Annotated in this window: 9 protein-coding genes; 3 read left to right on the top strand and 6 right to left on the bottom strand. The window is 62.3% G+C overall.

Annotated elements, in window-relative coordinates:
- The first annotated feature begins 105 nt into the window (after positions 1-105).
- Both ACRTG1_RS06450 and ACRTG1_RS06445 read left to right on the top strand, forming a co-directional pair.
- Positions 106-1,164, top strand: a complete 1,059-nt coding sequence (locus ACRTG1_RS06450; protein ID WP_432515933.1) for a Fe(3+) ABC transporter substrate-binding protein — start codon at positions 106-108, stop codon at positions 1,162-1,164.
- A gap of 96 nt (positions 1,165-1,260) precedes the next feature.
- Positions 1,261-2,958, top strand: coding sequence for an ABC transporter permease (locus tag ACRTG1_RS06445; RefSeq protein ID WP_206544642.1), 1,698 nt, complete (start codon positions 1,261-1,263; stop codon positions 2,956-2,958).
- Positions 2,959-3,218: 260 nt separating this feature from the next.
- Here the strand turns inward: ACRTG1_RS06445 and ACRTG1_RS06440 are convergent, their stop codons facing one another.
- Positions 3,219-5,177 (bottom strand): acetoacetate--CoA ligase, encoded by a 1,959-nt coding sequence (locus tag ACRTG1_RS06440; protein WP_206993892.1) that lies wholly within the window; start codon positions 5,175-5,177, stop codon positions 3,219-3,221.
- A gap of 324 nt (positions 5,178-5,501) precedes the next feature.
- On the opposite strand from ACRTG1_RS06440, the gene ACRTG1_RS06435 reads away from it, so the two are divergent.
- Positions 5,502-7,361 carry an AsmA family protein gene (locus tag ACRTG1_RS06435; RefSeq protein WP_432515932.1) on the top strand — a complete coding sequence of 620 codons (1,860 nt, stop codon included), beginning with the start codon at positions 5,502-5,504 and terminating at the stop codon, positions 7,359-7,361.
- Positions 7,362-7,492: 131 nt separating this feature from the next.
- Here the strand turns inward: ACRTG1_RS06435 and ACRTG1_RS06430 are convergent, their stop codons facing one another.
- From ACRTG1_RS06430 to ACRTG1_RS06410, 5 genes are all read right to left on the bottom strand, one after another.
- On the bottom strand, positions 7,493-8,317 hold the full coding sequence (locus ACRTG1_RS06430; RefSeq protein ID WP_113154234.1) for an ABC transporter permease: 825 nt from the start codon (positions 8,315-8,317) through the stop codon (positions 7,493-7,495).
- 2 nt (positions 8,318-8,319) lie between these two features.
- Positions 8,320-9,231 (bottom strand): ABC transporter permease subunit, encoded by a 912-nt coding sequence (locus ACRTG1_RS06425; protein ID WP_206546988.1) that lies wholly within the window; start codon positions 9,229-9,231, stop codon positions 8,320-8,322.
- A gap of 6 nt (positions 9,232-9,237) precedes the next feature.
- Positions 9,238-10,377, bottom strand: a complete 1,140-nt coding sequence (locus ACRTG1_RS06420) for an ABC transporter ATP-binding protein (protein WP_113154232.1) — start codon at positions 10,375-10,377, stop codon at positions 9,238-9,240.
- A gap of 25 nt (positions 10,378-10,402) precedes the next feature.
- Positions 10,403-11,500 (bottom strand): polyamine ABC transporter substrate-binding protein, encoded by a 1,098-nt coding sequence (locus tag ACRTG1_RS06415; protein ID WP_113154231.1) that lies wholly within the window; start codon positions 11,498-11,500, stop codon positions 10,403-10,405.
- A gap of 120 nt (positions 11,501-11,620) precedes the next feature.
- A complete protein-coding gene (locus tag ACRTG1_RS06410) occupies positions 11,621-12,988 on the bottom strand; it encodes a glutamine synthetase family protein (protein ID WP_222512253.1) in 1,368 nt (455 codons plus the stop codon).
- Positions 12,989-13,198: the final 210 nt, after the last annotated feature.

Raw genomic sequence — 13,198 nt, 5'->3', positions numbered from 1 at the left:
ATTTTCCTTGACGGTCGCGAAAATTTTTACGACAAGCCTCCTCGCTGGATGGTCAAACCCGGCACTTTCCATGGGACCTTGAACCCCACAGGCTAGGAGACAGAAATGCTGACCAAGAAATTACTCGCAGCCCGCGCAGGTCTCGCCGCGCTTGTTGCTACCGGATCGCTCGCCGCCACGCTTCCTGCCGCACAGGCCGAAGGCACGGTGAACATCTATTCCTACCGCCAGCCCTTCCTCATTCAGCCGCTGCTCGACGCCTTCACCGAGAAGACCGGCATCGACACCGAAGTCCTGTTCCTCAACAAGGGGCTTGAAGACCGCATCGCAGCCGAGGGTTCCAACTCCCCCGCCGACGTGATCCTCACCGTGGATATCGGCCGCCTGATGAACGCCAAGGAAAAGGGCATCACCCAGTCCGTCGAGGACGAGACGGTGAATTCCGAAATTCCCTCCGAGTTCCGCGATCCGGAAGGCAACTGGTTCGGCGTCACCACGCGCGGCCGCGTGATTTATGCTTCCAAGGACCGCGTCGAGCAGGACACGATCACCTATGAAGAGCTCGCCGATCCCAAGTGGAAGGGCAAGATCTGCATGCGCAGTGGCCAGCACAACTACAACATCGCGCTGTTCGCCTCGATGATCGCCCATCACGGCGAGGAGAAGGCCGAGGAGTGGATGAAGGGCCTGAAGGCCAATCTGGCCCGCAAGCCGAACGGCAATGATCGCGGACAGGCGCAGGCCATCTTTGCCGGCGAGTGCGATCTCGGCATCGGCAACACCTACTATGTCGGCATCATGATGAACAACGACAAGGAGCCGGAGCAGAAGGAATGGGCCGATTCGCTCAAGGTCCTGTTCCCCAATTCCGGTGACCGCGGCACGCATGTGAACATTTCCGGCATGGCCATGGCCAAGCACGCACCGAACCGCGAGCAGGCTCTTGAGCTGATGCGCTTCCTGGGCAGCTCCGAGGCACAGGCGATCTACGCCGAGACCAACTATGAATATCCGGTCCTGCCGGGCGCGGAAGTCTCTGAAACGGTCCAGTCTTTCGGCGAAATCAAGCCGGATAGCCTGCCGCTCGCAGAGATCGCCAAGCACCGCAAGGCAGCCTCCGAGATGGTCGACCGCGTCGGCCTCGACGATGGCCCGGCCAGCTGATCTTTCCATGAACCGCAAAGCCGGGCCTTGTTCGAGGCCCGGCTTTTTGCTTTCTGCCGGAACGAGTAGCATATTCGAGTTCCGGTACACGGCGTCATGACATCTTATCACACACCGACAGCCCCGCTTCGCGAACGCCGCTTCCCCCGCATCCGGGGCGAGCGTCACGGCTTTGCGCTTGCCGGCAGCGTTGTCATCGCGCTTGCCGTTCTCCTGCCGATCGCCACGATCCTCTATGTGGCTCTGACCGGCTCCGGCGAGGCGTGGCCGCATCTTCTGCGCTATGTGCTTCCCCAGTCGCTCGGCACCACGCTTGCGCTGCTCGGTCTCGTGGCGCTTGGCACATCCGTCATCGGCGTCGGGTCCGCATGGCTGGTGGTCGGCTATGATTTTCCACTGCGCCGGCTTCTTGCCTGGGCGCTGGTCCTGCCGCTCGCCGTTCCCACCTATCTCGCGGCCTACGCCTTCGGCGAGTTCTTCCATTATGTCGGGCCGTTGCAGACGGCCGTGCGCAGCATTTTCGGCTTCACCAGCGCACGTGATTACTGGTTTCCGGACATCCGCTCCACCTGGGGCGCGGCGCTGGTGGTGACCTCCGTCACCTTTCCCTACGTCTATCTGACAGCCCGCGTCGTGTTCCTCATGCAGGGGCGCAACATCGCCGATGTGGCGCGCACGCTCGGCGCGCGGCCCTCGCGCGTGTTCTTCCGCGTTCTCCTGCCGGTGGCGCGCCCCGCCATCATCGCCGGCCTGGCTCTGGTCATGATGGAAACGCTGAACGATATCGGCGCGGTGGAATATCTGGGTGTGCGCACGCTCACCCTCTCCGTCTATTCCACCTGGCTCAACCGGGGCAGCCTGGAGGGCGCAGCCCAGATTGCGGCTGTCATGCTGATCATCGTCTTCCTGCTGCTGACGGCAGAGCAGTGGGCACGGCGCAAACAGCGCTTCCACAGTGCCCGCGCCACACAGATGCATGTGCGCCCGCCGCGTGTTCCGCTCGCCGGCGCACGGGGCTGGCTGGCAACCTTCGCGCTGTCGCTTCCCATCTTGTCCGGCTTCGGCGTACCGCTCTTCATTTTCGGCGGTTATGTCTCCCGCCGCCTCTACCAGTTCGCCGAACCGCAGATCCTTCAGGCTTTCCTCACCAGCGTTGCGGTTGCAGGCGTGACGGCCCTCCTCACGGTCTTCATCGCGCTTCTTCTGCTCAATGCGATGCGCCTCTCCCGCTCGGGCTACACGATGGTTCTGGTGCGTCTTGCCTCCGTCGGCTACGCCCTGCCGGGCACGATCCTCGGTCTCGGCCTGCTCCTCTCTCTCGCCGCCATCGACAACACGGTCGACGGCGTTGTGCGCAGCTATACCGGTCTTTCGACCGGGCTCCTGCTCACCGGCACCGCCGCCTCCATCGTGATTGCCTGCACGATCCGCTTTCTGGCGCTCGCCGAAAGCGCGATCCGATCCGGCCTTGAAAAGCTGCCGCCCAATCTGGATCAGGCTGCCCGCAGCCTTGGCAAGACGGCAAACCAGAGCGCCTTCACCGTGCTCCTGCCGCTCCTGAAGCCGGCCATCCTGACCGCCGCCATTCTTGTCTTTGTCGACACGGTGAAGGAGCTTTCGGCGACCATCCTGCTGCGGCCCTTCGGCTTTCACACGCTGGCCACCCATGTTTATGAAAACGCCTCGCGCGGCGCGGTGGAAGATGGCGCGGTGGCCGCGCTGCTGATCATCGCAACGGCAATCGTTCCGGTCATTCTTCTGTCCGGCCCGCTCATGCGCGACCGCAACGCCTGACCGCAAAAAGTCACGAAACACAGGCCAAAAAAAAGCGCCCGAAAGGGCGCTTGAAGGATCTTGTATGCTGTCAAAAACGGGGCTTGGCGAACATCTGTCTAACAGTCGGACCCTGTGTCCGGCTCGTCAAGTTAGCCGACACTATCGCGGCTATCTCTTAACAGAACCTTACCTGGTTACCGACAAGTTTACGCTTCTGTACCACCTGTGAATTCTCGGTAAATATCGGCTTTACCGATCCTTAACCATGCGCCCGCCCTTCAGCTGCGAAGAGCGGGAATATCCCGGTAGAGATCGAGCGCCTCGGGATTGGCGAGCGCCTCCTTGTTCTTCACCTCGCGGCCATGCACGATGTCCCGCACCGCGAGCTCGGTGATCTTGCCCGACTTGGTGCGCGGAATGTCGCTCACGGCCACGATGCGCGCCGGCACGTGGCGCGGGCTTGCGCCGGTCCGGATCTTGGTGCGGATCGTCTTTTCCAGCGCCGCGTCCAGCTCCACGCCCTCTGCCAGCCGAACGAACAGCACGACGCGCACATCGTCTTCCCAGTCCTGGCCGATGCAGATCGCCTCGAGGATTTCTGGCAGCTGCTCCACCTGATTGTAGATCTCCGCCGTGCCGATCCGCACGCCGCCCGGATTGAGCGTTGCGTCGGAACGGCCATGGATCACGATGCCGCCATGCTCCGTCCACTCGGCGAAGTCGCCATGGCACCACACATTGTCGAACCGGTCGAAATAGGCTGCGTGGTATTTCTCATCCTTCGGATCGTTCCAGAAACCGAGGGGCATGGCCGGAAAGGCGCGCGTGCAGACAAGCTCGCCCTTGCCTTCGACAAGCGGCTTGCCCTCGTCGTCCCAGACCTCGACAGCCATGCCAAGGCCGGCTGCCTGGATCTCGCCAACCCAGACCGGGAGCGTCGGCACGCCGAGCACAAAACAGGACACGATGTCCGTGCCGCCGGAGATCGACGCCAGGTGCACGTCCTTCTTGATCCCCTCATAGACGAAGGAGAAGTTCTCCGGCGCCAGCGGCGAGCCGGTCGAGGAGACCGTGCGAACGGTCGACAGGTCGTGGCTTTCCATCGGCTTCAGATCCGCCTTGCGGACCGCATCGATGAACTTGGCCGACGTGCCGAAATAGGTCATGCCCTCGGCATCGGCATAGTCGAACAGGACATTGCCATCGGGATGGAAGGGCGAGCCGTCATAGAGCAGAAGCGTGACTTCCGACGCCAGGCCGCTCATCAGCCAGTTCCACATCATCCAGCCGCAGGTGGTGAAGTAGAAAAGCCGGTCGCCCGGCGCCAGCCCGGCATGAAGACGATGCTCTTTCATGTGCTGAAGCAGCGTGCCGCCAGCCGAATGCACGATGCATTTGGGAATGCCCGTCGTGCCCGACGAAAACAGGATGTAGAGCGGATGCGAGAAGGGCAGACGCTCGAATGAAACCGGCGCAGCCTCATAGGCTGCAATCGCATCGCTGAACGCGTCCGCCCGGTCGATTTTTGCGGCGGCTTCCGTAGCGTTGCCCAGATAGTCCACGATCAGCGCCTGCTTCACGCTCGGCAGTTTTTCGAGCACGGCAGCCGTCTTTTCCGACACGTCGAACGATTTGCCGCCATACCAGTAGCCATCCGGCGCGATGAAGATCGTCGGTTCGATCTGGCCGAACCGGTCGAGAACGCCCTGCGCACCGAAATCGGGAGAGCAGGAAGACCACACCGCCCCCAGAGAGCTTGCCGCCAGCATGGCTGCCAGCGTCTCGGGCATATTCGGCATCATCGCCGCAACACGGTCTCCGGCCTTAAGGCCGCGATCCCGGAAGAGCTGCTGGAGCTTTGAGACCAGATTGCGCAGCTCGTCCCAGGAGAGACGGCGCTCATCCTTGTCTTCGCCGCGAAACACCACCGCATCACCGTCACCGCTCTTGCGCAGGAGATTTTCGGCAAAGTTCAGCGTCGCGTCGGGAAAGAAGGAAGCCCCCGGCATCCGGTCGCCATCGACCAGTACGCGCTCGCCCCTGTCGCCGATCACGCCGCAGAAATCCCACAGCAGCGACCAGAACCCCTCACGATCCTCGACCGACCAGGCATGCAGGGCCGCATAGTCGGGCAGGCGCTTTCCGGTCAGCGCTTCGGCGCGCTCCGCGAAAGCCGTAATCGGAGCTTCCTTCGTGCGGGTTTCGGATGGCGTCCAAAGCGGCTCGGCTGCACTCATGCTTTCCTCCTAAAGGCCTTTTCGGCAATCGCACCCCTTATGCATTTCCGCTCGTCCTGCGGCAATGGTCTCGTTTGAAACAGCGAGGCGACCCGGCCGTTTCCTTCCGTTTGCGGCATAAACCGGCAGAAAGCGGTGCAATATCCGGCAGACGCGCGACAAATCCTTGAATTGCCATACGCCATGTTTAAACCCGTAAGGAGTTGTGAGGTCGCGGTTTGTCGGCCTGATTGCGTCGTGCTTGACGCCAACCTGTGATAACAGCGTTTTGCACTGGCATCGGGCGTTTCAAACCGGTGCGCAAAGCGCCAGGGATGAGGTTCCATGCCCTCGCCGGCAGTAAAGAAAAGCATTTGGGCACTGGCCATTGCCGCTTTGATCGCGGTGGTGGTGATCCTGTGCCTGCCAATCCTGGCCTCAACCCAGATCGTCCGCGACAGCGTCGCCCAGCAGGTGAGCGCGTGGAGTGGATACCGCGTGCGGCTCGACGATGCGCCTGAAATCCGCGTCTGGCCCTCCTTCAAGGCCGTTCTGAACGATGTCGTCCTGTCCAACTGGAATGGCGACGGGCAACCCGCCGTCATGGAAGCAGAGCGGGTCGAGATCGACCTTTCGGCGCTGGCCGCCCTGCGCGGCGAAGTGGTGTTCACCAAGATCCGCCTCGTGCGCCCCGTGGTGCGGCTCGATGAGAGCGGCGGCGTCATGCGCATTCCGGCCATTCCGAAGTGGGGCAAGCTTGCTCAATCGGTCGAGGCAACGCGCGGCCTGATCCAGGCAAATCCCGCAGAGCCCGACACAAGCGCCCTGCCGAACGACAGTTTCGCAACGGTGGAAATCGTGGACGGGCGCGTCATCGTGCTCAACGGCGTCAATCGCCCGCCGGTCTTGAGCAGCGTCACGGGAACGCTCAACTGGCCAGCCCTCGACCGCTCCGCAACGCTCTCCGCCAAGGGCATCTGGCATGGCGAGAGCATCGCCGTGGAAGCCTCCAGCGAAGAACCGCTGATCATGCTCGCCGGCGGCAAGACCAATGTTTCCCTCTCGGTCAACAGCGCCCCGCTGACGCTCTCCTTCAAGGGACAGGCGGACATTGTCGGCAACGCCTTCCTGCATGGCACGCTGGAAAGCGCGGCCCCTTCCCTGCAGCGCGTTCTCGAATGGACGCTGCTTGAGGACTGGCCCGGCAGCACCATCAAGGCAGCCAAACTGAAAAGCACCATTACCGGCGACGCCACGCGGGTAAAGTTCGAGAATGCCGAATTCAATCTCGGCGACAGCAGCGCCCGGGGTGTGTTCGACATCGCCTTCACCGACCCGCACCCCACCGTTTCCGGCACGCTGGCTTTCAATGCGCTGGATCTGGGCGTGCTTCTGAACACGCTGGCGCCGGAGCCAGACACAGCCGCCCCACCGGCCGCCCCCCCGGCCGCTCCGTGGGCGCGTGACCTGAACTTTGACCTGCGCCTTTCGGCAAATGAAGCCACGGCAGGTTCCGTCTCGATGACCGATATTGCCGCCACCGCGCAGGTTCGCGACGGGCTGGTGAGCCTCGACATTTCCGACGCCACCGCCTTTGGCGGCATGCTGCAGCTCGGCATTCGCCTCGACAGGGTGGAAGGCCACGATCAGGCAGAGCTTCGCATCACGGCTGAAAACCTCAATGGCGGGGCAATGGCCGAGAAGCTGCACCTCACCAGCTTCATGCCCCGGGCCCCCGGCTCCTTCTCCGTTTTCCTGAAAGGGAAAGGCGAGACGCTGGATGAAATCCTTGAGACCTCCGACGGCTCCATTTCAGCCAGTTTCGGCGAAGGCACCGTGCCCGGTCTCAACCTGGAATCCTTCCGCGAGCACAATGACAAGGGCTCCTTCTTCCCGCTGACCGAGATCGCCGATGGCGAACTGGCCATCGACGGGGCGGAACTCAAGGCAACCCTTGCCGGCGGCATCGCATGGATCGACACCGCCGAGGCGAAGCTGGAGACGGGCGAGACCATCACGCTGGGCGGGCTCATTCCCTTCGCCGGTCGCGGCATCGCCCTTTCCGGCAGCATCTTGCCGCCCGAAGGCGACAAGCCGGTTGATGAGAACGGCGAAGAGGCTTCTGAGGAAAGTGATCCCCGCGAGACCTTCTTCATCGGCGGCTCGTGGAACGCCCCGTTCATCGCACCGTTTCTGATCGAGTAGATCGCAGAGGACAAAGGCTCCCGACGCATCTGCTGCGGTGGCCCTGCGTAGCGAGCGGGATATCTTCCCGCTCGACTGATCATCTCACATGAAAGAGACAGGCCTGCTTCATGCGGGCCTCCGGCGTATGCCTAGGCTGTGATGCGCGCGGCGGCCTGCTCGTCGCGGCGGCGCTGCACTTCCTGCCGCTTGGTGATGACGGAGGCGATGATAACGCCGGTCGCCACAATGCCGATCAGGATGGTGCAGACCGCATTGATTTCAGGCGTCACGCCCAGCCTGACCTGGCTATAGATCTTCATTGGCAGCGTGGTTGCACCCGGACCGGAGGTGAAGCTTGCGATCACCAGATCGTCGAGCGACAGGGTGAACGCCAGCATCCAGCCGGAAACCACAGCCGGCATGATGACCGGCAGCGTGACCTGAAAGAACGCCTTGAGCGGCGTTGCGCCGAGATCGAGCGCGGCCTCTTCCAGAGACTGGTCGAAGCTCATCAGCCGCGACTGCACCACCACCGCCACGAAACACATGGAAAAGGTGATATGCGCGATGGTGACGGTGAAGAATCCACGGTCGAAATTGATCGCCACGAAGAGCAGCAGCAGCGACAGGCCGGTGATGACTTCCGGCATCACCAGCGGCGCGAACACCATGCCCGAGAAGAGCAGCCGCCCGCGAAAGCGCGTGTAGCGGGTGAGCGCGATGGCTCCCATCGTGCCGAGCACGGTCGCGACCGTGGCCGAAAGGAAGGCGACACGCGCCGTCACCCATGCCGCGTCCATCAGGCCGCGATTGGAAAACAGCTCCACATACCATTTGGTCGAGAAGCCGGACCAGACGGTGACAAGCCGCGACTCGTTGAACGAGTAGACCACCAGAAGCACGATCGGCAGGTACAGAAAGGCAAAGCCCAGCACCAGCGACACGATGTTGAAACGTCCCCAGCTTCCAGCCATCTCTACCTCCCCGCCTCACGCGAGCGCGCCTGCGACCGCTGGAACAGCATGATCGGCACGATCAGGATCAGAAGCAGGATCACCGCCACCGCCGACGATACGGGCCAGTCGCGATTGTTGAAGAACTCGGTCCACAGCGTCTTGCCGATCATTAGCGTCTGCGAACCGCCCAGAAGATCGGGAATGACGAACTCGCCCACCGCCGGAATGAACACCAGCATGCAGCCGGCAACGACGCCCGGCAGCGAGAGCGGGAACGTCACCTTCCAGAACGCCGATGTGCGCGAGCAGCCAAGGTCGCGCGCAGCCTCGATCAGCGATTCGTCCATTTTCTCCAGCGTCGAGTAGAGCGGCAGCACCATGAACGGCAGGTAGGAATAGACGATGCCGATATAGATGGCGGTCGTGGTGTTGAGGATGATCAGGGGCTCGTCGATAAGGCCGGTGAACATCAGGAACTGATTGAGCAGCCCCTCGGGCTTCAGAATGCCGATCCACGCATAGACGCGGATCAGGAAGCTGGTCCAGAACGGCAGGATCACCAGCATCAGGAGCGTCGGGCGGATCGCGGCCGGCGCGCGCGCCATGCCGTAGGCAATGGGATAGCCCACGGCCAGCGTGATCAGCGTCGAGACGCCGGCGATCCAGATGCTCGACAGATAGGCGTTCGTGTAGAGCGGATCGTCCAGCAGCCAGAAATAGTTGCCGAAGGACAGCGTGCGCACCTTCTCGATCAACCCCGAAATGCCGTCCGCCAGATCGAAGGCCGGCATATAGGGCGGCATGGAGAGCGCCGGTTCCGACAGCGAGATCTTGAAGACAATCAGGAACGGCGCAAGGAAGAAGACGAGCAGCCACAGATAGGGAACGGCAATGACCAGACGGGCCGCGATGGCGGAGAGGAAACGAGCCATCGCCGCCTACCGCGTCAGCACCACACCGGCATCCGCCGGGAAGGACACCCAAGCCCGGTCATGCCAGGTCAGAACGTCTTCCACCGCACGCCGCCGGTTGATGCTGCTGGCCTTGACGATGCGCCCGTCATCGAGCTTCACATGGTGGATGGTCATGTCGCCGAGATAGGCGATGTCCCAGACCTCGCCTTCCACCGCGTTCACCGCGCCATCCGGGCGATTGCGCGAAATGTCGATCTTTTCGGGCCGGACGGCGAACCAGACGGTCGCCCCCTGTTCGGCGCCCGCCCCGTTCATGACGGAAAGTTCGAAGCCGGATGCGTCGGCGATCCGCACCTTCTCCCGGTCGGCCGCCGTCACCGTTCCCTCGAACATGTTGATCGAGCCGACGAAGTCGGCAACGAAGCGCGAATTCGGCGCTTCATAGATTTCAGCCGGCGTTGCCACCTGGATGACCTTGCCCTTGTCCATCACCGCGATGCGGTCGGCCATGGTCATCGCCTCTTCCTGATCGTGCGTGACGACCATGAAGGTGAGGCCGAGATCATATTGCAGATCGATCAGCTCGAACTGGGTTTCCTCGCGCAGCTTCTTGTCGAGCGCGCCCAGCGGCTCATCCAGAAGCAGGAGCTTTGGCCGTTTTGCAAGCGAGCGGGCAAGCGCCACGCGCTGCCGCTGACCGCCGGAAAGCTGATGCGGCTTGCGCTTGGCGAAGGGCTCCAGCTTGACCAGTTTGAGCATCGCCGCCACGCGGTCGGCGATCTCGTCCGCCGGCATCCGGTCCTGCTTCAGGCCGAAGGCGATGTTCTTCTCCACCGTCATGTGGGGGAACAGCGCATAGGACTGGAACATCATGTTGACCGGCCGCTTGTGCGGCGGAATGCCGGAAAGGTCCTGCCCGTCGAGGAGGATGCGGCCCGAAGTGGGCTGCTCGAACCCCGCAAGCATGCGCAGGAGCGTGGTCTTGCCACACCCCGACGCGCCCAGGAGCGCGAAGAACTCGCGCTCATAGGTGTTTAGCGACAGGTCATCGACCGCCGTGAAGTCACCGAACGTCTTGGTCACGTTCTCGAAAGAGATATAGGGCTTCGCCTGGGGGTCGGCCCAGGGCGCGAAGCTGCGACGTGTGCTGCCGAGCGACTTCATCGGCGGTCCCCTGCCCTGTAGCGCCTTACTGGCCGGTCACAACCTTGGTCCACATGCGCGTGACCTGACGCTGCGTGCGCATGTCGTAGGGCAGCGGAGCCTTGAGCTTGGCCATGGTCGCCTCATCCGGATAGACAGCCGGATCGCCGACCACCTCTTCGTCCATTTCCGCCTGGGCAGCCTTGTTGCCATTGGCGTAGACGACGTAATTGGAAGCCTTGGCGATCACGTCGGGACGCATGATGTAGTTGAGGAATTCATGTGCCTCGTCGACATGCTTGGCATCGGCGGGAATGGCCATCTGGTCGAACCACAGCATCGCGCCCTCTTTCGGGATCGCATAGCCGACCTCGACGCCCTGATCGGCCTCCGCCGCACGGTCACGGGCCTGGAACACATCACCCGAATAGCCAAGCGCCAGGCAGATGTCGCCATTGGCCAGACCGTTGATGTATTCCGACGAATGGAACTTGCGCACAAAGGGGCGAACCGCCATCAGCAGTTCCTCGGCCTTTGCGAGTTCTTCAGCCGAAGGCGTGTTCGGCTCAAGACCCAGATAGATTAGTGCGGAGCGCACGACCTCACTGGCGGAATCGAGCATGTAGATGCCGCAGTCCTTGAACTTCGCCGCCAGTTCCGGCGTGAACATCACATCCCAGGTGTCGATCTTGGAAGTGCCGAGGATTTCTTCGGCCTTGCCGACATTGTAGCCGACGCCGGTGGTGCCCCACATGTAGTTGATGGAGTATTCGTTGCCCGGATCGTAGACCGCAACCTGCTCGTTGATCATGTCCCACATGTTGGAGAGGTTGGGCAGCTTGTCCTTGTCGAGCTTCTGGAACACGCCGGCGCTGATCTGACGTCCGAGGAACTCGCCCGACGGCACCACAACGTCATAGCCCGAACCGCCAGCCAGCAGCTTGGTCTCAAGAATTTCGTTGGAATCATAGACGTCGTAGACGACCTTGATGCCCGTTTCCTTGGTGAAATCCTCAAGGATGGAATCGTCGATATAGTCCGACCAGTTGTAGACATTGACGACGCGGTCCTGCGCGCCGGCAGCCGTGGAAACGGCAATCGCGGCGAGTGAGACGCAGGAAGCAAGAAGGGTCTTACGAAGCATGAAATCTCTCCCTTGGGGACTGTGTTTGCCGCGGTTCAAATCACCGCCGGCACCCGCATATTTGGGTTCAACCCTATTGTCGTTTCCAAAATGCGACAAGCGGGATTTTTCTGTTTCAGCTCAAAGATAAGTGGTGCGTTCGAGGGGCGTGATCTCGCTCCAGAAGGCGATGATTTCCGCCCGCTTCAAATCACGATAGACCTTTGCCAGAAGCGGCCCCAGCGCGCGCTCCATGAAGCCGCTTCTGGAGGCGAGCTGCAACGCGTCATCCATGTCGTCGGGCAGCTCACGGCCAAGATCCGCCGTCTCGTCATAGGCGCTTCCCTCGACCGGCGGCGGCGGCTTCGCGCCACTCTCCATGCCCTCCATCATGCCCTGAATGATGGCGGCCATCACCAGATAGGGATTGGCGTCCGCGCCGGAGATGCGATGCTCCACCCGGCGGTTCTCCTCATTGGAAACCGGAATGCGCAGCGCCACAGAGCGGTTGTTCTCCGCCCACACCGCATGGGTCGGCGCGTAGGAGCCGGGCGTGATCCGGCGGAACCCGTTCCAGGTGTTGATGTAGAGAATGAGCGATTCCGGCATGGTGTCGATGAGCCCCGCCACCGCTGAAAGCAGCCGCGCCTGCCCCTCATCCCCCGCAAACACGTTTCGCCCCTCACCATCCAGCATGGAGGTGTGCACATGCATGCCATTGCCCGCATAATCGATGAAGGGCTTGGCCATGAAGGTGGCCGTCAGCCCGTGCGCACGTGCGCAGCCCATCACGATCCGCCGCAGGAGGATCACATCGTCAGCGGCCCGGAGCGGATCGGAGCGATGCTTGAGATTGACCTCGAACTGGCCGGGCGCCGCCTCCTTGATGATCGTGTCGATGGGCAGGTTCTGCGCGTCCGCCGCATCGCGGATCATGTCGAACAGCGCGGCGTTCTCGGCGAGATCGTCGAGCCCGTACATGCGCAGACGATCCGGCCCCTCGCCCGCCCCCAGCGGCGTCGACATGCCGGCGGCATCCTGCTTCTCGGGGTCGAGCAGATAGAATTCGAGCTCGAAGGCCGCCACGGGGAAGAAGCCGCGCGCATTGGCCTCGGCCACCTTGTGCTTCAGCACCTGGCGCGAATCCGCCATGAAAGGCTCACCCTCGGGGGTGAATGTCTGCAGGAGCACCTGCGCCGTCTTGCGCCTCGCCCATGGCACGATGGAAAGCGATCCGCGCGTTGCGCGGCAGTAGCCGTCCTTGTCGCCGGTTTCGATGTGCAGGCCCGTCTCCTCCACCTCGCGCCCCCAGACATCGAGCCCGTGCAGCGACATGGGAAAGTTCACGCCCTCCTGAAACGCCTTCTTGAGGCTATCGCCCGGCGCCCACTTGCCGCGAATGACGCCATTGGGATCGACAATCAGGAATTCCACGGCCTCAAGGTCGGGATGCTCCTCCACGAAGGCGCGATATTCGGCCTCGTGCTCGGGCGAAATGAAATCCCCCATCGCCTCCGCTCCGTCTGTTGAAATTCCTCCCCCGGACGCTGGCGCTATGGGAGAACTGTGCTTACGGTCGTGGTCGGTGACGCTTTCGGGACGATTCAAGATTGACCTGCATCTTCGTTGCGGATGACGAAGCGTGCGCCGCAAATTTGGGCCTTGTCAATGGCGGGAGAGCGCCGGTCGGCACGCTTGCAGGGCATCTGATCGAGGGGA

Source organism: Nitratireductor sp. PBL-C9, assembly GCF_050877045.1.
In the GTDB taxonomy this organism is placed as follows: Bacteria; Pseudomonadota; Alphaproteobacteria; order Rhizobiales; family Rhizobiaceae; genus Nitratireductor; species Nitratireductor aquimarinus.
The sequence above is the reverse complement of the archived record's forward strand: the minus strand, read 5'-3'. Positions and strand labels throughout refer to the sequence as shown.

Bases quoted from the DNA above. Each gene is read 5' to 3' on its own strand.
- ACRTG1_RS06450 (WP_432515933.1), top strand. From the start codon at position 106: ATGCTGACCAAGAAATTACTCGCAGCCCGCGCAGGTCTCGCCGCGCTT.
- ACRTG1_RS06445 (WP_206544642.1), top strand. From the start codon at position 1,261: ATGACATCTTATCACACACCGACAGCCCCGCTTCGCGAACGCCGCTTC.
- ACRTG1_RS06440 (WP_206993892.1), bottom strand. From the start codon at position 5,177: ATGAGTGCAGCCGAGCCGCTTTGGACGCCATCCGAAACCCGCACGAAG.
- ACRTG1_RS06435 (WP_432515932.1), top strand. From the start codon at position 5,502: ATGCCCTCGCCGGCAGTAAAGAAAAGCATTTGGGCACTGGCCATTGCC.
- ACRTG1_RS06430 (WP_113154234.1), bottom strand. From the start codon at position 8,317: ATGGCTGGAAGCTGGGGACGTTTCAACATCGTGTCGCTGGTGCTGGGC.
- ACRTG1_RS06425 (WP_206546988.1), bottom strand. From the start codon at position 9,231: ATGGCTCGTTTCCTCTCCGCCATCGCGGCCCGTCTGGTCATTGCCGTT.
- ACRTG1_RS06420 (WP_113154232.1), bottom strand. From the start codon at position 10,377: ATGAAGTCGCTCGGCAGCACACGTCGCAGCTTCGCGCCCTGGGCCGAC.
- ACRTG1_RS06415 (WP_113154231.1), bottom strand. From the start codon at position 11,500: ATGCTTCGTAAGACCCTTCTTGCTTCCTGCGTCTCACTCGCCGCGATT.
- ACRTG1_RS06410 (WP_222512253.1), bottom strand. From the start codon at position 12,988: ATGGGGGATTTCATTTCGCCCGAGCACGAGGCCGAATATCGCGCCTTC.